An 18006-nucleotide genomic window follows, 5' to 3' on the forward strand; every position below is an offset into this window, starting at 1 on the left:
TGGGCGGGAGGGGTTTCCAGTTGACTGCTGAAACTGGAAACCCGGGCGCTCGCGTCAGGGGCTGATGATGTTGGACGGGGCGTCGCGCCAAACCACCTGACGGTCGGGGCCCACGGTCAGCCCGAACTCCTCCCGGCCGGGACGCCCCCACCCTGTCCACCGCTCGTACGCGGAGGCGACCTCGTCCCACAGCCGCCGCGGCCCCGCCTGCCACACCCGATGCTCGCCGTCGCCCTGCCGGACCCGCGCCCACGAGGTCCCGGCCGTGTCCGCCAACTCCACCTCGACCACGCCGTCCCGCTCGCGGGGCGCGCCCATGACATCCGGGAGCGCGCCGGTGATCGCGACGTCCGCGCCGAGACTGCCGGTCACCTCACCGGGATCGAGGTCCGTGGTGGTCTCATCCGCGCCCGCCATGTCCGCAGGCACGGTCAAGGTGCTGCGCTGCGCGCGGAGGATCATGTAGTTCGTGGTCCCGATGAGCCGGCCGACCGCGTGCCCGTCGCCGGTGACGGTCAGGACCGCCTTGTGGCCTTCCCCGTACTCCGGCATCCACGGGACCACGATCCGGCCGCCCGGCCGGGTCTGCTCCACCCACGCATACGGGACATCACCGACACCGCAGGTGACGTGGACACCATCGAACGGCGCACGATCGGGGACGCCGAGCGCACCGTCGCCGGTGACTATGAGCGGGTCGAACCCGGCCAGGTCCAGGGTCTCGCAGGCAGTAGCGGCGAGGCCCGGGTCGACCTCCACCGTGGTCACGTCCGCGCCGAGCGCGGTCAACAGCGCCGCCGTCCACCCGGTGCCGGTGCCGATCTCCAGGACCCGGTCACCGGGCTGGACGTCGAGCGCCTCCAGGAACGCCACGACCGCGCCCGGGGCCGACAGCGAAGACGTGGCCTCGGCGACGCCCTGGGCCGGGTCAGCGGCTCCGTCGGCGGCCTGGACGACGATGGACCCGTCGCTGTACACCGCGTCCCACCAGACGTCCGGGTCGGCGTCGCGGTCGATGCGGTGGCGGGGGCCGGGGCCGTTCGTCGCGAACCAGCCGCGGGCCGGCGCGAACAGGTGCCGGGGGGCGGCGTGCAAGGCGTCCCGGGTGCGGGTGCTGATGAGGAAGCCGCGGGCGGTCAGGGTGTCGGTGAGCGCGTCGGTGCGTGCGCTGGTGTCGGTGGTGTGGACGGTCATTTGCCTTTGCCCTTGTCGGGCTTGCCCTTCTCGTCCTTCTCGGCGGGAGGGACGGGACGGTCGGGCTCGTAGGAGTCCTCGTCGGATCGGTCGCCGTGCTTGCCCATGGTTCTCCTCCGGGGTCGAGCGGACGTGCCCACAGTGCGGTGACCGACGGTACTAGCGCCCTGACCAACGGTGGTCTAGCCCGGCGGTCAGACAACCGTGCCGACCTACACCAGCGCCCGGCGCACGACGAGCAGCTCGGGCCCGTCGGCGGGCTCGGGCACGTCAGCCATGGCCGCGGCCGCACCGGCCAGCTCGCGCCGCGCGGCCATCGACCACAACCGCGAGGCTCGGCCACCGCCTCGGTAGACGTCGACGGCGAGTTGCTTGAGCGCGCGGTGCGCGGCTCCCGTGCACCCGACAGCGACGCCGAGCGCTCTGGGGAGCTCAGCGAGGTCGGGCTGGTAGGTCCACCGCTCGACCTCGAAGTGGATGTGGGCGCCCATGTGGGCGTGCCGGTCGATGACGGCCCGCGCGCACACCGACCCGCAGGCGGACAGGCTCCAGGTCCGCTGGACGGTGTTGCCGACCTGCACGTATCCGTGTTCGTCGCGGGGGCTGGGGTCGGCGTCGTCGGGGCGCGCGTAGTTCGGTCGGACCGACCAGGCGCTCACCCGGTAGCGGGTGGGGCGTCCGCAGCCTGCGACACCTTGGCACGTGGCCATGCGCTGCACGGCGAGCAGGTTGCAGTTGGCGCAGGTACAGGCGTCGCCGCAGTTGCAGCGGGGGGTTCCGTCGTCGTACTCGCCGGCGCAGTCGCACTCGTCGGGGTCGTCGACGGGACCGGTGGGGGTGGGGGTCCAGGCGCCGTCCCATGCGCTCTGGAGGGTGCGAATGGCGGTGGCGAGCTGCTCGGGCGTGGGCTGCTCGTTGTCGGGTCGGGGGTTGGTGTTGGTCGGCATGTGGGTTCCTTACCGTCTTGGTCGGACGTTTCGGGGTGAGTGCTAGGCGGGGTGGGGAGGCTGGTCGAGGGCGGCGTGCAGAAGCCCGGCCCCGATCGCGTGATGCAGAACGCCGTGGACGCTCGTGGACACCTCCACATCCTGGTCGAACGGGTGGACCCACCGCAGTGCCCGGCCGGGCTGGACGGCGGCTGGCTCGCCGGTGAGTTCGACCCGGTACAGCTCGGTGAGGACGAGCGCCCCGTCGATCCCGGACACCGCCTCGAACCGGTCGACGTACGTGAGGCCCGCCAGGCCGGTACCGAGTTCGGCGGCCAGTTCCCGGTCCAACGTCGCCTCGTGGCTCTCACCCTCGACCGCGGGGCCGCCCGGCATGCAGTAAATGTCAGGGTGCCGGGACGCGGTGATGGTGAGGACGCAGCCGTCCCGGACGACGAGCGCCGAGACCTTCCGGTAGACGTCGGTCACGGGGTAACTCCTGGCTGGTCGAGGACGGCGTGGAACAGGCTGATGAGTCGGCGGAGTTGCTCGTTGCCCTCCGCCTCGGGAACGTTCTGGTCGAGGAGGTCGACCAACTCTTGGGCGCGCTGGAGTGCGGCCTCGGCCTGCTCGGCGCGTTTGGCGCTCGCGATCGCGCGGCGCTCAAATGCCACCGCCGCCTGATGCGCCCGGTCACGGGACGCCCGGACGGTCGCGAGCGCGGCCTCGAAGACGGGCAACACGGCCAGCGCCGCGACATCGGCCTCACCACCAGAGATCGGGATGGACCGCCCAGCCGCGAGGTCAGCAACCGCGCGGGGGCCGGGCTTGATGCGGACAGTCGCGCGGATGGCTTCGGCGAGCTGGTCGCGGAGCGCGGGCTCAGGCGGCGTCGGGTCCGTAGGCATGGTCACCGATCCTCCTCGGGCGGGTTGCAGAACACGGCGCCACCGTTGGCGATGGCATCCGCGATCTCCTGCGGCGTCGGTGCGGGCACGATGTGCCGGGCGGCGGCTTCCATGCCACGGCGGAACGACGCGCGGGGACCGGTCAGGGCGTCGCGGTACGGCTCGGCCTTGGCCAGGATCTCGGCGGCCACCTGCTCGCGGACCTGCCGTTCGTGTTCGCCGGGCCGTGCCATCTCGCACAGCCGCACCGTGTCGTCCGCGGTGCGCGGCTCGGACCGCCGGGCGACGACCTCCTGCCGTGAGCCGAACAGCTCCGTCATGACCTGCCCGCGGGTCTTCCGCTTGATGTGTGGCGCGCCAGCCTCGATCACCCTGCGGGCCTGCCCGGCGAAGTCCTGCCATCGCAGGTGGTCCGCGTTGAACTCGGCGTCGTAGTCGCGGAGCAGGAGTTCGGCGACGGCCGTGACCGCTTCCTCGGGTACGTCCGGCGCGTCAGCCATGGGTGTGGTCTCGGGTTCGGGCAGCGGCAGCAGGCCGGCCTCTTCGCGGCAGGCGGCGCAGCCCCCGAGGCCGTTGCACTTCGCGACCAGCCGCGGGCCGGGCTTAGCCGGCTCGCCAGGGCCGTACCAGTGGCCGTGGGTGGTGTAGGGCATGGTGTCGAGTCCTGTCCTAGAAGTTGGTTCGTTCGGTGCGGCGGTTGCCGTGGTGCAGCCTCACTAGCTCGGCGAACACGGTCCGGAGACCACGGACATCGCCGTCGTTCTGCGCGAGCATCCGGACGGTCTGGTTCATCACGACCGCCCAAGGGACCCCTTCGGTGAGCGCCCCGGCGATCGCGCCTTCGAGGTCGCGGATGTTGATGTCCTCGCGGGTCTTGGCGGCGAGGGCGAGGAGTTCGGCCGTAGCCGGCTGCGCAACCGGCTGCCCGGCTGACTTACCGGTCACGTCCCACCTCGCGCGACCCGGGCGGCCTCCCGAAGCTCATCAGCGCTCGCATGCCAGCCGGTCGTGTCCAGCTTGGTCGCGCGCCCCTCGATCTCGCTGGCGATCTGTTCGCGGACCTGCGACGCGAGCGTCTCGGCGAGGCTCCCGTAGTCGATGGCCCGCGCGTGTTGGCACACGATGTTGTGGTCGGTGTGCCAGTTGCGGACCGCGCTGGCGATGAGGGTTTCGAGGGGGCTCAAAGCAGCTCCAGTTGTCCGGTGGGGTGCGCGGTGGCGCGCTTGGGCTTCTTGGGCTCGGCCGCGCGGCGGAGGGACGGTCGGGGGGCGGGTCGTGCGGCGGGTGCGGGGATCCCGGCGTCCCGCCGCGCGACCTGGACGGCGATCCGCTCCGCACGCCGCTCGGCATACGGCTGCGCGCGAACCTGGCGGAGGATCATCTCGGCAGCGCGCCACGGGTCGGCCTCACGGCGACAATCCGCACACCGGCCGACGACGTTCTCGTGATGGCAGAGCTGCACACCGTCCGGCTCCGTCATCGCGCGGGCGTTGTGGTTGTTGACCCTGGCCTGGATAGACGCGGGCCGCTCCTCCGGGATCCGGAACGGGTTGTCAGCCTCCTGCGCACGGGCCATCGCGTCACGAAGCTGAGCCGTGGTCATCCCCTTGCGGCACTCGGGCCCAATCCGGAACGCACGGGATGCCGGGTCGGTGAGCGGCTTTCCGCATTCGGTGCAGGTGGGGTCGACCACGCGGATGCTCATGCCGGGCCCGCGCCGTTCTTGAGCGCCAGGCCGTGCTGGATGAGGGCGGTGTGCACGTCATCCAGCGACTTGGTCCCGAAGTTGCGGATGTCGAGCAGATCGAACGCATCGCACGCCGCGAGGTCGCCGATGGTGCGGATCCCCTCACGCATCAGCGCGTTGTAGGCGCGGGGCGACAGGTTCAGCAACGCGATCGGGTCGCCCGGCTGGAGGGTGCGGGTGGTGGCCATGGGGTCACTTCCTGGTGGTGGGGTGGTGAGCAGCGGTGATGCGGTGCCGGTCGGCGCGGACCTGCATGAGGCGGACCGCCCACACCGCGGTGACGGTCCGGCCGTAGTGGCGGACCTCGGAGGCGCCGCAGCAGCAGGACCAGGACACGGCCCGCACCTCCGGGAGATGGCCCGTGCTGACCAGGTGGCTGACGCTCATGACATCGAGAGCTCCTCGTCCCAGGCAGCGAAGAAGTCGAGCTGGACGGCCTCGGACGGCACGACGCGGCAGTCGCAGGCGCACCGCCAAGCGCACGGCCGGCCGACCCGCCACACCCGCGCGTCGCTCGACGGCGCAGGCGAGACCACCGAGCCCTTGCTGTTGGTGACCCACCCCGCCGGGAACACGGCGGGCTCGCCGGCGCGGCACCGGTCGTGGTCGCCGTGCACGCAGTTCGAGCACGGCCCCCACTCGCAGGGGCAGGTCGCGATGGGCGCGCGGAGGGCGGGAGGGAGGACGTTGGCGCGGATCCACGCGGCGGCTTCCGGTGTCATCAGGCCCCCCAGTCCGGGCAGTCCACCGCGCCGCATGGCGAGCCCAGCTGCTCGATGGCGCCGCACCAGGGGCAGTCCTCGTCGGAGGGGTCGGCGTCGCCGAGGTCCTTGCGGTCGGCGACGTCCAGGCCGCATACCGCCCGGTCGGGGTCGCAGCAGTAGACGTGGACGAAGTCGTGGTCGAGTCCGGGGCCGGTGGGGCGCGGCAGGGTCGCGGTGATCACGACGCCTCCTGGGTGGTCGTGGTGGTGCAGGTCCAGCAGGTGCCGTCGGGGTCAAGCGCGGTGCCGCAGGTCCCGCAGGTCGGTGCGTCGGCGGGGTGTCCGTCGTTGTCCGCGCGTGTCCGCCGGTGTCCGTGGTTGTCCGCGCGGGGTGGTGCGACGGGGTGGGCGGCGGCGTGCAGGACGAGGTCGGTGTACGGGGCGGTCGGGCCGAGCTGGGCGCGCGCGGCTTCGATGGAGGCGGCGCCGCAGTCGGGTAGGCGCTGAAGCCGGGTGACCGCAGCGTCGTATGCCGGGGACGTCTCAGCGGGCGCGAGACGGCCGCGCGTGCGCCGTGTGCGGAACTGGTCCGGGTTCAACCACTTCGCCCGCCTACGGGGACCTGAGGGACGCACGGGGCCAATGGGGCGCGTGGGCTCAGGCCGATCCCGAAGCCACGCGAGATACGCGACGGGATCCTCCGGCAGATCCACCGGCGGCGGCTGCGTCGCCTCGGCCACCTCGCGGGCACTGCGCTCGACCGCCTCCGCCACCCACGGATCCGGCCGGTTCATGCCAACTCCAGCGGCGCCTGCGCGAGACGCCGGGCAGCGGCCTCGACATAGGGCTCGTGCCACTCAACGCCGATGGCGCGACGGCCGATGAGCCGGGCGGCATCCAGCGTCGAGCCGCTCCCCGCGAACGGATCGACCACCAGGCCACCGGGCGGGCACCCGTACTCGATCAGCGGGCGCAGGATGCCGACCGGCTTTTCCGTGGGGTGGATGGCAAAGCCGCGCAAGTTCTTGCACGCGATGACGCTGGTCATGTATCGGGTTCCGTCGTCCACCCACGTTCCGGTGCCGTAGACGCCCAGATGCTCCGCGCGGGGTCCTCGCTTGGCAACCTTTTCGCCGGGCTGTGTGTGGGACCGGGCACCACCGGGCGGGACGTGACGCGGCGTCGCATGGTGCACACCGCGCCACTCGCCGCGATACCAGTGGGTGGCGATCTCGTGGACGCGCTTGAAGCGGTCTGTGGCCGGACTGCTCCCGGCGGTCTTCTCCCACACCACGTCCTGGCTGAGCTGCCAGTCGGCGAACTCATCGCGGCGGTGAAGGAGCATCCGCATGCTGCCGAAGCACCACATGCTGCTGCTCGCGGTCGCGGCGAGGGCGGGCCAGCCGTCCGGCCACCGGTCCCATGCCAGGCTCGTTTCCGCGTAGGGCGGATCGGCGACGATCAGGTCGGCGGTGATGCCGAGGGCGGGCAGCACCTCGCGCATGTCGCCGAGGTAGAGCTGGACGTGGTCGTCCTCGTAGTACGGGTGCGTCACGGCCGCCTCCCGGTCTCGCCTCCGCGAGCGATCTCCAGCAGGACATCGGCGTGGCACGGCTGATCCAGGCGACACCAGCAGGCCAAGTCCTTGCCCGCCAGCTCGCGGCGGATGGCGGCCCGCAACTCCGGGGTGAGCTCCCGCTTGAAGGCATGCACGGCCCAGTACGGCGCGCCCGTGTTCGGGATGCGGGTGAACCGCTCGAACCGGCCGAGGCTGGCGTGACGGGTCTCGTGGATGACGTCGGCGGCCTCGCCCCACGGGTAGTGGTTGTCGCGGACGGGGACGATCCGCCAGGGGTTGGCCCACTTGGTCGGGCGGCCGACGTACACGACGCCTTGGGGCATGCGCCAGCCCGCGACACGGCGCCTCTGGATCCGGACGGGGCTCATGACTCCCCGCCGTCCTTGGAGAGGACCGCCCGTGTCTCGGCGAGATGGACTGCGAGCCGGTCGGGGTCGTTCAGCAGGCTCGTCAGCTCATCCCGCCTGGCCCGGAGATGCATCACCTCAGCGAGGAGCGTGGGCACGTCCTTCGGCCCCGGCGTCTCCCACTCGCACGTGTGGTCGCCCTTCTGCTGGACGTCGCGGTGCATGTCGTAGTGGCCGGGGCTGCGGTCGCAGTTGTGGTGGCCGTGGGCGAGGCAGGGGACGCCGCAGCGGGGGCGGACGGTGTGGCCGCCGGGCGGGTTCGGCAGGTCAGGCATGGGTGGCCTCCTCGGCCGGGGCGGTGTGGTTGATCGCGCGGGCGACGGCGAGGGGCTGCGCGGCGAGGTGCTCGTGCCAGGTCTGGTGCGCGGCGTTGAGGCGGTCGGCGGCCTGCTCCAGCCACACCGCGAGCGGCTCGGCGAGCGCCGGTGCGACGTGCTTCTGGTCCGGCTCGCGCAGCACCCGGGCGGCGGCGCGCAACTCCTCCTGCGGCGTCATGCGACACGCTCCCCAAGCTGGGCACGGACAGCGGCGTCCACATGGCTCGGAAGCCGCCACAACCCCAGCGCGCCCTTACACGGAACCGGCGACGGGATCGGCCGAACGTCGGCCAGCCGGAAATGGCGCTGGCCCGGCATCGCCCACGGCCCACACCCACACACCAGCTCCGTCGCACCGGCCGACTCCGAGCACACGGCGGCCAAGCGAGCGACCGCGAGGATCACCGAACGCGCCCGGGACCTCTGCATCACGACGTCGACGGGGGTGCCGGTGATCTCCGCGACTCGTTCCACGGCGTACTGGGTGGCCGTAGCGGCGCCGGCGTGGATGGCGACCCAGCCGCAGTAGGTGGGGGCGTAGCGCCAGGCGCGGTTCTCGATGCGCTTTTCGTTGGAGGCGATGGCGTTGGCCCAGGGCTGGTGGATCGTGAGTCCGCGTAGCTCGTCGGGGGGCGTCAGCTCAGGCACCGGCGGCCTCCCGCGCGTCCAGCCACCGCACGACGGTCGCCCCGCCATGCAGATGCACCCGCTCGATCGACTCCAGCCCCCGATCCCAAAACACGATCGAGGGATGCTCACCGCGCCACCGGACCGACGCGGTCCCGTCCGGCCAGAGCACGCCGTCCGCGACGAGGCCGGCGCCGGAGACGCCGGTGACGTCCCGGTGGCGGACGAGCTGGAACCGGCGGGGCTCGCCGCTCGCGTCCTCCGTGGCGAGCTGGGCGAGCGTACGAGCGGCGCGGGCGTGGGCCCGCTGCTCGATCTCGGGCGCGACCACGTTCAACACCTGGGCGGCGAGGCGCCGGTAGTGGTCGGCGGTCGTCCGGTGGAGTTTGCCCCAGGTCTGGGTGACGCCGTCGCTGTCGCAGATCGCGGCGGCGGCCAGCTCGACCAGGTCGAGGGCGTCGTCGGCGGGCGTCTGCTCAGCCACGGGACACCTCCGCCCCCTCCACAGCGGGGCGTGCGGCGGCGACCAGATCCCACGGGATCCCCTGCTCTCCCGCAGACGTCACCAAGCGCAGCTCGCGGGCGTCCCTGTCGCACCGGACCAGCAGGCCAGTGACGGATTCGTCGGCCATGGTCAGCACCTCGACGCGGTGACCGACCAGCGCCAGGTACGGGATGCAGGGGCTGTCGACCGGCTCATCCGCCTCCGCCCCGTCGAGGGCGCGGACGGCTTCGGTCACGGCCTCGCGGACACCATGCGCATCAGCCGCAGGCGCACGCCCCGTAGGCATCCCTGCGTGGTGGAGAGCGTCCACGAGCATGTAGGCGTGCGACCCAGCGGCAGCGATATCGAGCTGGTCCGGCTCCTTGCCGCGTTCGAGGCACCAGTAGGCGATGAGCGCGGCCTCGATGACGGCGTGGAGACGGTCGCCGTTCACCTGCTCGGCGAGCCGGCCCCGGTGGGCCTCGACCTTCTTCAGCTCGCGGCGCTGCTCGCCCATGTCGACTTGGAGTTGCGCGTGATCGGCGGCGGCACGATCGAGGGCCTGTCGGTCAGCGGCCGCTTCTTCGCGGAGCCGCTCCACCTCGGTCTCGGCGTCCGTGAGCGCGGAAGTGACGGCGTTGATGCCGTCCGCCAGGCAGCCCGCCACCTCCATCGCGGCGCGCCCCTGGTCGGTGAGCGCGTCGTACGCGGCGGCGCGGTCCTCGGCGAACCGGTCCGCCTCGGCGCGGGCGGCGTCGCGCTCGCGTTCGGCCCGCGCGGCGTCGGTGCGGTGCCGCCCGCCGAGCCGGTGCGCCTCGTCGCGCTCGGCGGCCACGACGGCCAGCAGGGCGCGGAGTTGCTCCTGCTCGGAGTGGACGACTTTCAGCGCAGCAGTAGCGATCTCGTCCACCGACGTCCGGAGGATCATCGTGCCGCCGATCGCGCTCGCGAGCTGGCGGTGCATCTCCTCGTCGGTCTGTGGCGGGCCTTCGCCCTGGCCGACGGGCTCGACCACGACAGGCGCCCACTCGATCGGCAGGGTCGTGAAGTAGCTGCGCCCGTCCGGGTTGACGATGGCCACCTGGACGACGCGCGTGGTGTCGCTGTCGTGGCCCTCGATGCTGCCGCGCTCGATGCGGGCGCCCTTGATGGTGATGTCGGCGATGGTGCCCGGCTTGAGCTCGCTCGCCTTGGGTGTGGTCGGGTTGGTCATCTCGGTCTCCTGAGGGGTCAGCCGGTCTGGTCGGGGGCGACCGCGCGCTCCGCCGCCCACTTGCGCTTCAGGTCAGCGAGCAGCGGCGCGGCCGCGCGGTAGTCCTCGCCGGAGGTGGTGTCGTACAGCGGCGCGGCCTCGGCCGACTCGACATCCGCGTCGGGTTCGTCGGGTTCGTCCGGGACGGCGTGAATGAACAGCGGGGGCTGCGTCGCGGCCGAGTCGCTCGTGGCACCGCCGGGCAGGAAACGCAGTTCCGGGGGCGGCAACTCCTCGCCCGGCTCGGCGCCTGCGGCCTGTCCCTCAGTCCTGGTCTGGATCGCCCCGACGATGTCCGCGAGATGCCCGCGCTCGACCATCCGCTGGAGGTACGGGATCGGGTTCCGGATCGGGTCGGCCGCCCGCGCCTTCGCTGCTTCCCATGCGTCGGCGGCCTCGGGGTCAGTCAGTCCGTAGTTCGACGAGAGCCAGCGGAGCGCCTCGCGCACGCGCGCACGCGCGTAGACCGACTGATCTCCTTCACCTTCTCCACTAGGGGAACCACCGGCAGGTGGAACGGGACGGGACTGGGACGGGACTGGGACGGGAGGATTCGGGGGCGAATCGGGTACCCGATGAACGACCCGATCGGGTACCCGATAACCCTGCTGGTCAGACGAGGTATCGCTCGCATCGGGTTGAGAGTTATCCACAGGCGAATCGGACATCGGGTTTGGAGCAACCCGATGCGAACCCGATGGCATACCCGATGAAGCACCCGATGCGCCGCGACCCCCGTTCCCGGGGCCACCCTTCTGGCAGTAGCGGCACGACGGATCGGTCTTCCCCTTCCCCTCATGCCACCGCCGGTGGTTCCCCAGCTCACCACCGGACGACATCTTCTTCCGGCCCGCGATCGCCTCGTCCCGGGTCGGGTTCCGGACCGTCCCGTCGGCATCGACAGCCCACTCGTGGAACTGATAGCCGCCCTGTGCCCGCTCCCAGAACCCGGCCTTGACGAGTTCCTCTGCCAGCTCGACCTGGCCGCGAGACAGCGCCGGGATCATGTGCTCGGGGATGAACCCGTCGGTTAGCTGGTCGCTGGACCAGGATCCGGCCACGGTCCACAACCCCATTGCGGTGAGCGAAGCGGCCCACGTCTTTGAGTGGGAGTGGAGGTGATCGTCCACCTTGAACCAGGTCACTCAGATTCTCTTTCTGGCGGTTGCCCTACACGGACCAGCGAAGCGATCTAGCTTCGCGAACCATCATAGCGAACTCACTTCACAAGTTCAGTTCGCGCAGTAATATCGCTGCATGGACTTGCGATGGCGGTGTGCGAACATGGACCCCATGGGTGAGATCCGGGACCGGCTGCTGAACGAGGTCGGCGACCTGGCCTTCCAGCTCATCGCCGCTGAAGCCGAGGTCGCCCGCATCCGCGAACGACTCCACGCGAAGATCCGAGAGGCTGGCGACCCAGCGCTCGGCAAGGACGAGAAGGCCGGCCCCTCGGCCATCTCCCGCGCGTCCCACCACCGCTACACGCGCGAGTACGTCGGCAACCTGCTCAAGAACGAGCCCCGGGCCCCCCGGCGGGCATGACACCCCGGCCGGGCGCCCGCTCGCCCCCGGCCGCTTCCCCCGCCGCCCCGTAGCGCGCCTCACCCGCGCTTCTTCTTCCGCTTACGCCGCGGCACCCGCCCCTGCCGCGCACCCGACCGGGCCTTCTTCTGCGGCGTCCCCTCCAGCCGGCCGACCTCCGGCACCCCATGGGGTCGGTTGGCGACGTCTACCGCGAAGTGCTTTTTAGCGATCGTGTTCACCTCCTCGTGTGTGGTCTGGCCGGGCGTCTCGGGGGTCCGCCCGGCCAGTCCTGCTGTGTCATCCGGTCATGACGTGGCGTGTTTGTGCAGGTCGTCACGACGTGTCGGGTATTGGTCCCAGGTGCGGCCGTCCAGCTCGCGGCCCGCGGCCTTCTTCCCGACGCGGCGGATGACCTCGCGGAACCCGTGCTCGTCCGGCGGCCCGGCGAGGCGCTCACGGTCGTCGATGCAGCCGAGCCCGACCTGGCCTGTTGGCGCCCATTCGCCGTTCTGCTTGTGGAGGTAGGCGACGTCGGCGGCTTGGCATTGGTCGCGGAGTGATCGGAACCAGTTGGGGTCGGCGGGTCGGGCGCGGGGGCCGGACTCTCCGCCGGTGATGACCCAGTCGATGCCGTGGAGACGGCGCTCGCAGCACCCGCCCGCGTGGGCGTAGGAGGCCGTGAGGCCGTGGCCGCGTTCGCTGCCCATCGTCCGGACGGCGTGCCGCAGATCGATGGGGCCGAGCAGGGGCTCGGCCGAGAGGAAGCGGACGGCGGCCGGGGTCTGGAGGAGGGCCGGGATGCGGAGGTCGGCGCGCTTCTGGTCCTCGACCGAGACGCCCAACCACACATTCCGAAGCGGCCAATGGTCGAGGCTGGCATGGGTGAACTCGGCCATGGCCTCCTCGACCATGTCCGGGAACCCCTCGGTCCCGAGCGAGCCGCGCGACAGCAGCGAACGCATGCGGCCGTGGCGCTTGGTCAACAGCTGAAAGGTGTGGTGGGGTGTCGCGGCCATGACGGCGAACACCTGGGCGACGAACTCGTCCGGCACGCCGTCGTGGAACAGGTCGGACATAGAGTTCACGAAGATCCGTGTCGGCTTGCGCCACCGCAGCGGCAGCCCGAGAACGTCCTCGTGCGCGCTGACCCCGAACCCAGGTCCTGAGGTGCGTGGGTCGCCGTCGCGCTGGTACTTGAGGTTGCCCATGGCCTTGAGGCGGCGGGCCATGGTGAGGGCGTAGCAGGAGTCGCAGCCGGGCGAGAGGCGGTCGCATCCCGTGGTGGGGTTCCAGGTGCGCTGGGTCCACTCAATGGTGGTCATCGCATCCACCTCTCGATCACGTCGGGGAGGCGCGGCTCCTCGGGGTCGGCGAGGAGGTGGTCGACGAGGTCCCAATACGCCTCCTCCTCGTTGGGGTTGGTGAGGTACTGGATGTGCTCGGGGTGGCCGACCGCGGGGCCGGTGGCGGCGGGTCGTTGGTCGCCGAGCGCGCGGATCGCGGCGGTGGTGAGGACGCCGACCGCGATGAGCGTGGAGACGAGGACGAGGGTGGGGAGGGCGCTGGTCATGGCCGGCCGTCCTCGGGTCGGGCGCCGACGGGGACGCTGTCGTGGGCCGGGTGGAGGTCGAGATCCTCGCCGTCGCGCTGGTGCTCGTCGGGCTCGTGCTGTTCCTCGGGTGCGCCGCAGAGGATCCTGAGGACGATCGCCATCGCGGCGAATTCGGCGCCTGCCCCGGCGAAGATCGCGAAGTCGTGCCATTGCCGGAGGGCGGCGGTGGTGGTGAGGCAGAGTCCGAGGAGGATTGCGGCGGTGGTGGCGCTGTTTCTCATTGGCCCTCCTTGGGTGGGTGGAGCGCGTTGATCTGCTGTTCCAATTCGGTGAGGCGCGCCTCGCGTTCGTCCGGGTCTGTGATCTGTTTCGCGGCGGTGATCTCGTCCGCGAGTCCGCTGCAATCCGCGCATCCGTCCCCGCCGCACAGGCCGGCGCAGCCGTACTGCGGGGTCATCGGCGGCACCTCCGCGGGGCGGCCGGTCGTGGTGCGGGTGCTGCGCGGGGGCGGCGTCAGGCTCGCGAGGACGGACCCGGCCACGAACGCGGCCGCGCTCGACGCCGCCAGGGCGAGGACGCGGTTCATGAGCGCGCCCCCGCCCGGCTCCTCCGGTAGGCGGCGGCGCGGCGTTCCGTGGTCCGCTCGTCCTCGGTCATCCCGCCGAGGACCCCACCCGGGTCGGCTCCTTTGGGCAGGCTGAGGATCCAGCCCCGGCACTTCTCGGTCACGGGGCAGCCGCGGCAGATGCCCTTGGCGACCGCGATCGTGGCGGCCAGGTGCGGGCTGTCCGGTGGCGGGTCCATGACGCTGCCACGCCCCTTGCAGGCGCCGCGGGTGGCCCAGTCCCCGGGGGCCGTGGCCCGTGCGGTGGGTGTGGGTTCCGCAAGGCGCGCGGGCTTGCGTGGCCCGGCGGGCTGGTCCTCGTCGTCAAGGTGGGCGATCTCGTCCTGGAGCAGCCGCCGGTACTGCTGCGGGTGGAGTTTCGCGAGCGCGCAGCGGGCTTTGTGGTAGCGGCGCCGGTGGTTGCCCTGCTTGGTGACGAGGGCGGCGAAGTCGTCGGCGAGTTCGGGGAGTTTCGCCAGCCGGACGATCGCGCGGTCTCGTGCCTTGTTGATGTGGGCGTCGACTTCGCGGTGGGCCTGGGCGCAGGCTTCGTCGACGGGCTCGCCGTTTCGTTTGTGGCGGACCCATGCGGCGTTGGTGCCGCAGGGTTTGAGCTGCCGGGTCATCTCGCCTCCCGTCCGAGGTCGCCTTCGGTGGGCCGTTCGCCGGTCTTCGGCTCCGTCGAGGAGGCGCCGATGCTTTCGATCTCGTCCATGGCCGAGGCGATCGAGCCGGCCGCAGCCTCCTGGTCGAGGTCGGCCACCAGCTCCTTGGCCTCGCTCTGAGGGCAGCGCTCGCCCGGGGCCAGCGTGTAGCCGTGTGCCTGGCAGCCGCCGTGGTGGTCGAGGTGGCAGGCGTCCGGGTCGAGCAGGTCGCGGATCAGGTTGTGCGCGCGGTCCCGGTCGGCCTCGGCCTGGAGCCGCGCCTGGTGCGGCGTGAGGCTGCCGACCCGCTGGAGGACGAACGCGTACCGCTCCAACTCGCCCGCGAGCTTGACCTCCATCGACACCTTCGGGTCGTCGTCGGTGGGGATCTCGAACAGCGTCTCGGTGTAGTTGGGGGCGTCGCCGAGCATGCCGCGTGCGACGCCGACCCAGATCGCGGCGAGCTCACGGGCGGGTGTGAGGTCCATGGACATGCCGTTGCGGAAGTCCATGGCGCGGATCTTGGATTCCTCCAGGAACCGTTCGGCCATCTGTTCGACGCCTTCGGCTTCCAGCCGGTCGCGCTCGCGCTGGGTCTCGGCCAGCTCGGCGCTGAACCGGTCCAGGGCCGGGGCGACAACGCGCATGGCGACGTCGGCGAACCGGCCGTACACGCCTTGCCCGGGATCGGTGGGGCGGTTCTGCTCCGGCCCGCAGAACAGGTTCTGGCAGAAGGCGGCGGCCAGGTCGGCGCGGAGCTGAGCTGGCTCGCTGGCCGACGGCCCCGGGTCGCGGTACTGGGCCTCGGCGCGCGCCAGTTCGTCCGCGCACGCCCCGACCTGCTCCTCGCCGAGGCCGTGGGTGCGGAGGATCCGCTCGTATGCGGCGAGCTGCGCATCTGACATGTCAGGCATCGGCGCTGCCCCCCTCGCGGTACACGAGAGTCATGGGGCCGACGGCGTCGAGGACCACATGCGGCGGCGGGGTTGTGAGCGGGTCTCTCTTGGAGTCGCCGGGGATCATGAGGATCTCGGGGCCGTTCAGCGCTGTGAAGGCGAACCATGCGGCTTCGTTCCGGTCGTGCCACACGTCACCGGCGCGGGGCGGCCAGTCGGCCGAGGCGACGCGCGTCACGGCGGCCTGCGGCGGCACGCGCCAGCTCGCGTGCTTTCCGTCGAAGCAGTCCTTGGCGGTGATCGTGACGCAGCCGTGCTGGTCCTGCTCCGCGATGCGGACGCCCTTGATGAGGATGTCGACGATCTCGCCGGGCCGGTACTCGGTCACGACGCACCGCCCGAGGGTTCGATCTTGCAGGGCTGGTCGGCGTCAAGCAGGATCGTCCGGGCGCCCCAGACCTTGCGGCCGTTGACGACGCCCACCACCGCCCAGTGGTAGACGATGACCTGGGCGTGCGCCGAGGGCTGGGGGCGGGCGGTCACGCGCCACCAGACGACCTTGGTGGGGTAGTCGGGGTGGCGGACGATCACTTGTCCGCCGCGCAGGTCGCGTGCTGGTTTGGTATCTGTGGTCATGGCCGTGTTGCCTCCTTGGTCGGCAGCCGGTCGGTTCGGCGCCCCGGTCGCACCCGGGGCGCCGTTCGTGCGTGTGGGGATGAGGCGCCGCCACCACGGGCGGCGCGCGGGCTCGGTCGTCACCGGCGCCATCTCCGCCAGGCCAGGGTGACCAGCACCGTCACGCCCGCCGTGATGGCGAGCACCTGGTCACGACATCCGTCGTCCCGGTGATCGCGAGGGATTTCCGTCACCGGGCGCGTCACGTCTGCCTCCAGGGGTGGACCCGGCCGATGCTCTTGACGCGAGCGGAAGCGCGGCCGAAAGCCGCGGTCGGGTCGTACTCGGCCAGCTCGCCCTTCGCCCTGGCCAGCCCGACATGCAGCAGACCGAGCTGCGACAGGGCCATGGACTGCGCGGTGTCGCTGATGGCCTCCGCCTCACCAACGAGCCGCTCGGCCTCGCGCACGTGATCCCACGGCGTCATCGGGGCGTCACCTCGCGCTCGTGCCAGATGACGATCTCGTCGTCGCGGGCCTCGACACGGGCGGCGTCGGCCCAGCGGGCGTCCTCACCAAGATCGTTCTCGATGGCCGCGAACGCCTTCTTGACCTCGTCCCAAGGCGTGCCGGATCGCAGTGCGTATTCGGTGCGGATGAAGTGCCGTTCGCGGCGCGTGTAGTCAGCCACGGCCGCCACCTCGCGGTCGGGCGTGGGCGCCGGGCTGGTGGGCGAGGCCGGCGCGCCACCACTGGAGGCGGCCGATCCGGAGCGGCTCACGCATGCTCGGGACCGCCGTCCTGAAAGCCGCCGGGGGCGGCGTCACCCCCGGCGGGGTCCGGGTGAGCGCCCTGCTCCGTGCGGCGCTCCGCCTCGCACGCCTCCTGGAGCGCGAGCCCCTTCACGCGCTTCGGCAGCTGCGTGCGCGGCTCCTCCCCGGCGACCGGCGCGCCCGGAGCGACCGCAGGCGCCTCCGGATACCCGGCCGGCCCCTCCCGCTCCTCCGGGACCGGGGTGCCGTCCGGCGGCGTGACCGGAAGGCCGCGCCCCACGATCTCCACCGGGTGCGCGCCGGTCTCCTCCTGCTCCACCGGCGCCGTCAACGGGTCCGGCTGCGACAGATCCTCCGGCGCGAGCCGCCCCGTCTGCTGCGTCGCCTGCGCCGCCTTGAGCGCATCGTCGGTGAAGTTCCGCTGCCGGAGCGTCTCCTGATAGAGCTCGTCCACGAACATCCGCCACTGCCGCAACTGCGGCACCGTCGCGCCCTCCGGCGGCGTCCACCGGATCAGCCCCACACGCAGGCCCAGACCCGTGGACTGCTCCACCTCATCCGGCTCCGGGAACCACGTCCCGCACGCCAGCCCGGACAGCTCCTGGTAGATCTCCGCCATCACCGCCGCCGTACGCGCGGCGTGTCGGTCGATCGCCTCCCGGGTGTAGTCCCCGTGGTCGTAGTGCGTGGCGGCGCTCTTCAGCGCGTCGGCCTGCTCGTGGCCCAGGGACTTGATCCGCAGGGCCATCTCACCGATGACCCTCATCAGCACGTCACGGTCGTTCATGCGATCTGGCTCCTTGCGGTAGCGGCCGCCAGGCGACCGCGGTGCTGCGTCAGGTGGACCCGCGCCCGCTCCAGCTCCGCCACCCACAGGTCCAGCGCGGGCAGGTCCGCGATCCGCAGGACGAGCGGGCCGTCCTGGAGGCGGACCATCGGCCCGGCCGGGCCGTCCAGGACGCCCTGGAACTGGGGGTGGCCGGGCAGCGCGCGGAGGACGACCTCGCTGCCGTAGACGGTGGCGTCCTCGCGCTTGGGGCTGGTCGGGGTGGTGCGCGGGGTTCGGGGGGTGAGGATGTTCACGAGCCGGAAACCGAACCCGTGTCGCGGGCGGGGGTTCCGGCGGGGGATGATGGTCATGACGGGCTCCCAAGGTCGTCATCAGCGGCGCCCCCCGGCATGGGGGCGCCGCTCGTTTTCGTTCGGATCCGAACAAGACCGCCGCGCGGTGCGACCGCAGCGGCCGTAGCGC

At 71.8% G+C, this 18006-nt stretch carries 35 protein-coding genes; 1 reads left to right on the forward strand and 34 read right to left on the reverse strand.

Going from position 1 to position 18006, the window contains the following annotated elements; all coding sequences use genetic code 11:
- Positions 1-54: 54 nt before the first annotated feature.
- The 21 genes from GNZ18_RS33410 to GNZ18_RS33510 all read right to left on the reverse strand — a co-directional run bounded on the left by GNZ18_RS33410 (position 55) and on the right by GNZ18_RS33510 (position 11289).
- Positions 55-1194 (reverse strand): methyltransferase domain-containing protein, encoded by a 1140-nt coding sequence (locus GNZ18_RS33410; protein WP_156220628.1) that lies wholly within the window; start codon positions 1192-1194, stop codon positions 55-57.
- Between the two features lie 212 nt (positions 1195-1406).
- Positions 1407-2141, reverse strand: a complete 735-nt coding sequence (locus GNZ18_RS33415) for a hypothetical protein (protein ID WP_156220629.1) — start codon at positions 2139-2141, stop codon at positions 1407-1409.
- Positions 2142-2183: 42 nt separating this feature from the next.
- Positions 2184-2609, reverse strand: coding sequence for an NUDIX domain-containing protein (locus GNZ18_RS33420; protein WP_156220630.1), 426 nt, complete (start codon positions 2607-2609; stop codon positions 2184-2186).
- Entirely contained in the window at positions 2606-3028 is a 423-nt protein-coding gene (locus GNZ18_RS33425) for a hypothetical protein (protein ID WP_156220631.1), read from the reverse strand. The genes GNZ18_RS33420 and GNZ18_RS33425 overlap by 4 nt, the downstream gene beginning before the upstream one ends.
- Positions 3029-3030: 2 nt before the next feature.
- Complete coding sequence (locus GNZ18_RS33430) at positions 3031-3681, reverse strand: hypothetical protein (RefSeq protein ID WP_156220632.1); 651 nt, start codon at positions 3679-3681, stop codon at positions 3031-3033.
- Positions 3682-3697: 16 nt separating this feature from the next.
- Positions 3698-3973, reverse strand: a complete 276-nt coding sequence (locus GNZ18_RS33435; protein ID WP_156220633.1) for a hypothetical protein — start codon at positions 3971-3973, stop codon at positions 3698-3700.
- Positions 3970-4212 carry a hypothetical protein gene (locus GNZ18_RS33440; protein ID WP_156220634.1) on the reverse strand — a complete coding sequence of 81 codons (243 nt, stop codon included), beginning with the start codon at positions 4210-4212 and terminating at the stop codon, positions 3970-3972. Before GNZ18_RS33440 ends, GNZ18_RS33435 begins: the two co-directional genes overlap by 4 nt.
- Positions 4209-4733: a DUF6011 domain-containing protein gene (locus tag GNZ18_RS33445; protein WP_156220635.1), complete on the reverse strand. Its 525-nt coding sequence runs from the start codon at positions 4731-4733 to the stop codon at positions 4209-4211. Before GNZ18_RS33445 ends, GNZ18_RS33440 begins: the two co-directional genes overlap by 4 nt.
- Positions 4730-4963, reverse strand: coding sequence for a DNA-directed RNA polymerase subunit alpha C-terminal domain-containing protein (locus GNZ18_RS33450; protein ID WP_156220636.1), 234 nt, complete (start codon positions 4961-4963; stop codon positions 4730-4732). The genes GNZ18_RS33445 and GNZ18_RS33450 overlap by 4 nt, the downstream gene beginning before the upstream one ends.
- 4 nt (positions 4964-4967) lie before the next feature.
- Positions 4968-5162, reverse strand: coding sequence for a hypothetical protein (locus GNZ18_RS33455; protein ID WP_156220637.1), 195 nt, complete (start codon positions 5160-5162; stop codon positions 4968-4970).
- Positions 5159-5497 carry a DUF6248 family natural product biosynthesis protein gene (locus tag GNZ18_RS33460; RefSeq protein WP_156220638.1) on the reverse strand — a complete coding sequence of 113 codons (339 nt, stop codon included), beginning with the start codon at positions 5495-5497 and terminating at the stop codon, positions 5159-5161. Before GNZ18_RS33460 ends, GNZ18_RS33455 begins: the two co-directional genes overlap by 4 nt.
- Positions 5497-5721, reverse strand: a complete 225-nt coding sequence (locus GNZ18_RS33465; RefSeq protein ID WP_156220639.1) for a hypothetical protein — start codon at positions 5719-5721, stop codon at positions 5497-5499. Before GNZ18_RS33465 ends, GNZ18_RS33460 begins: the two co-directional genes overlap by 1 nt.
- Positions 5718-6272: a hypothetical protein gene (locus GNZ18_RS33470; protein WP_156220640.1), complete on the reverse strand. Its 555-nt coding sequence runs from the start codon at positions 6270-6272 to the stop codon at positions 5718-5720. The genes GNZ18_RS33465 and GNZ18_RS33470 overlap by 4 nt, the downstream gene beginning before the upstream one ends.
- Positions 6269-7033, reverse strand: coding sequence for a DNA-methyltransferase (locus tag GNZ18_RS33475; protein WP_216651522.1), 765 nt, complete (start codon positions 7031-7033; stop codon positions 6269-6271). The genes GNZ18_RS33470 and GNZ18_RS33475 overlap by 4 nt, the downstream gene beginning before the upstream one ends.
- Positions 7030-7425, reverse strand: coding sequence for a DUF4326 domain-containing protein (locus tag GNZ18_RS33480; RefSeq protein WP_156220641.1), 396 nt, complete (start codon positions 7423-7425; stop codon positions 7030-7032). Before GNZ18_RS33480 ends, GNZ18_RS33475 begins: the two co-directional genes overlap by 4 nt.
- Complete coding sequence (locus tag GNZ18_RS33485; protein WP_156220642.1) at positions 7422-7739, reverse strand: hypothetical protein; 318 nt, start codon at positions 7737-7739, stop codon at positions 7422-7424. Before GNZ18_RS33485 ends, GNZ18_RS33480 begins: the two co-directional genes overlap by 4 nt.
- Complete coding sequence (locus tag GNZ18_RS33490) at positions 7732-7959, reverse strand: hypothetical protein (protein ID WP_156220643.1); 228 nt, start codon at positions 7957-7959, stop codon at positions 7732-7734. The genes GNZ18_RS33485 and GNZ18_RS33490 overlap by 8 nt, the downstream gene beginning before the upstream one ends.
- Entirely contained in the window at positions 7956-8429 is a 474-nt protein-coding gene (locus GNZ18_RS33495) for an ASCH domain-containing protein (RefSeq protein ID WP_156220644.1), read from the reverse strand. Before GNZ18_RS33495 ends, GNZ18_RS33490 begins: the two co-directional genes overlap by 4 nt.
- Positions 8422-8892 carry a hypothetical protein gene (locus GNZ18_RS41535; RefSeq protein ID WP_216651523.1) on the reverse strand — a complete coding sequence of 157 codons (471 nt, stop codon included), beginning with the start codon at positions 8890-8892 and terminating at the stop codon, positions 8422-8424. Before GNZ18_RS41535 ends, GNZ18_RS33495 begins: the two co-directional genes overlap by 8 nt.
- Entirely contained in the window at positions 8885-10105 is a 1221-nt protein-coding gene (locus GNZ18_RS33505) for a coiled-coil domain-containing protein (protein ID WP_156220645.1), read from the reverse strand. Before GNZ18_RS33505 ends, GNZ18_RS41535 begins: the two co-directional genes overlap by 8 nt.
- 17 nt (positions 10106-10122) lie before the next feature.
- Entirely contained in the window at positions 10123-11289 is a 1167-nt protein-coding gene (locus GNZ18_RS33510) for a hypothetical protein (RefSeq protein ID WP_156220646.1), read from the reverse strand.
- Positions 11290-11437: 148 nt separating this feature from the next.
- Between GNZ18_RS33510 and GNZ18_RS33515 the strand changes: the two genes are divergently transcribed.
- Entirely contained in the window at positions 11438-11689 is a 252-nt protein-coding gene (locus GNZ18_RS33515; RefSeq protein ID WP_156220647.1) for a hypothetical protein, read from the forward strand.
- Between the two features lie 59 nt (positions 11690-11748).
- On the opposite strand, the gene GNZ18_RS33520 is transcribed toward GNZ18_RS33515, so the two are convergent.
- From GNZ18_RS33520 to GNZ18_RS33580, 13 genes are all read right to left on the reverse strand, one after another.
- A complete protein-coding gene (locus GNZ18_RS33520) occupies positions 11749-11910 on the reverse strand; it encodes a hypothetical protein (protein ID WP_156220648.1) in 162 nt (53 codons plus the stop codon).
- 66 nt (positions 11911-11976) lie between these two features.
- The gene (locus GNZ18_RS33525) at positions 11977-12993 is read right to left on the reverse strand and encodes a phage Gp37/Gp68 family protein (RefSeq protein ID WP_156220649.1); all 1017 of its coding nucleotides are present in this window, start codon (positions 12991-12993) and stop codon (positions 11977-11979) included.
- A complete protein-coding gene (locus tag GNZ18_RS33530; RefSeq protein ID WP_156220650.1) occupies positions 12990-13241 on the reverse strand; it encodes a hypothetical protein in 252 nt (83 codons plus the stop codon). The genes GNZ18_RS33525 and GNZ18_RS33530 overlap by 4 nt, the downstream gene beginning before the upstream one ends.
- Positions 13238-13504 (reverse strand): hypothetical protein, encoded by a 267-nt coding sequence (locus GNZ18_RS33535; RefSeq protein ID WP_156220651.1) that lies wholly within the window; start codon positions 13502-13504, stop codon positions 13238-13240. Before GNZ18_RS33535 ends, GNZ18_RS33530 begins: the two co-directional genes overlap by 4 nt.
- On the reverse strand, positions 13501-13809 hold the full coding sequence (locus tag GNZ18_RS33540) for a hypothetical protein (protein WP_156220652.1): 309 nt from the start codon (positions 13807-13809) through the stop codon (positions 13501-13503). The genes GNZ18_RS33535 and GNZ18_RS33540 overlap by 4 nt, the downstream gene beginning before the upstream one ends.
- Positions 13806-14453, reverse strand: coding sequence for a WhiB family transcriptional regulator (locus tag GNZ18_RS33545; protein WP_156220653.1), 648 nt, complete (start codon positions 14451-14453; stop codon positions 13806-13808). Before GNZ18_RS33545 ends, GNZ18_RS33540 begins: the two co-directional genes overlap by 4 nt.
- On the reverse strand, positions 14450-15376 hold the full coding sequence (locus tag GNZ18_RS33550; protein ID WP_156220654.1) for a hypothetical protein: 927 nt from the start codon (positions 15374-15376) through the stop codon (positions 14450-14452). The genes GNZ18_RS33545 and GNZ18_RS33550 overlap by 4 nt, the downstream gene beginning before the upstream one ends.
- Before the next feature lies 1 nt (position 15377).
- A complete protein-coding gene (locus tag GNZ18_RS33555) occupies positions 15378-15755 on the reverse strand; it encodes a hypothetical protein (protein ID WP_156220655.1) in 378 nt (125 codons plus the stop codon).
- Positions 15752-16003 (reverse strand): hypothetical protein, encoded by a 252-nt coding sequence (locus GNZ18_RS33560; RefSeq protein ID WP_156220656.1) that lies wholly within the window; start codon positions 16001-16003, stop codon positions 15752-15754. Before GNZ18_RS33560 ends, GNZ18_RS33555 begins: the two co-directional genes overlap by 4 nt.
- Before the next feature lie 241 nt (positions 16004-16244).
- Positions 16245-16469, reverse strand: coding sequence for a hypothetical protein (locus tag GNZ18_RS33565; RefSeq protein ID WP_156220657.1), 225 nt, complete (start codon positions 16467-16469; stop codon positions 16245-16247).
- Positions 16466-16672 (reverse strand): hypothetical protein, encoded by a 207-nt coding sequence (locus tag GNZ18_RS33570; RefSeq protein WP_156220658.1) that lies wholly within the window; start codon positions 16670-16672, stop codon positions 16466-16468. Before GNZ18_RS33570 ends, GNZ18_RS33565 begins: the two co-directional genes overlap by 4 nt.
- An 86-nt stretch (positions 16673-16758) precedes the next feature.
- Complete coding sequence (locus GNZ18_RS33575; RefSeq protein ID WP_156220659.1) at positions 16759-17541, reverse strand: hypothetical protein; 783 nt, start codon at positions 17539-17541, stop codon at positions 16759-16761.
- Entirely contained in the window at positions 17538-17894 is a 357-nt protein-coding gene (locus GNZ18_RS33580) for a hypothetical protein (protein WP_156220660.1), read from the reverse strand. The genes GNZ18_RS33575 and GNZ18_RS33580 overlap by 4 nt, the downstream gene beginning before the upstream one ends.
- Positions 17895-18006: the final 112 nt, after the last annotated feature.

The organism is Actinomadura litoris, assembly GCF_009733595.1.
Taxonomy (GTDB): domain Bacteria; phylum Actinomycetota; class Actinomycetes; order Streptosporangiales; family Streptosporangiaceae; genus Spirillospora; species Spirillospora litoris.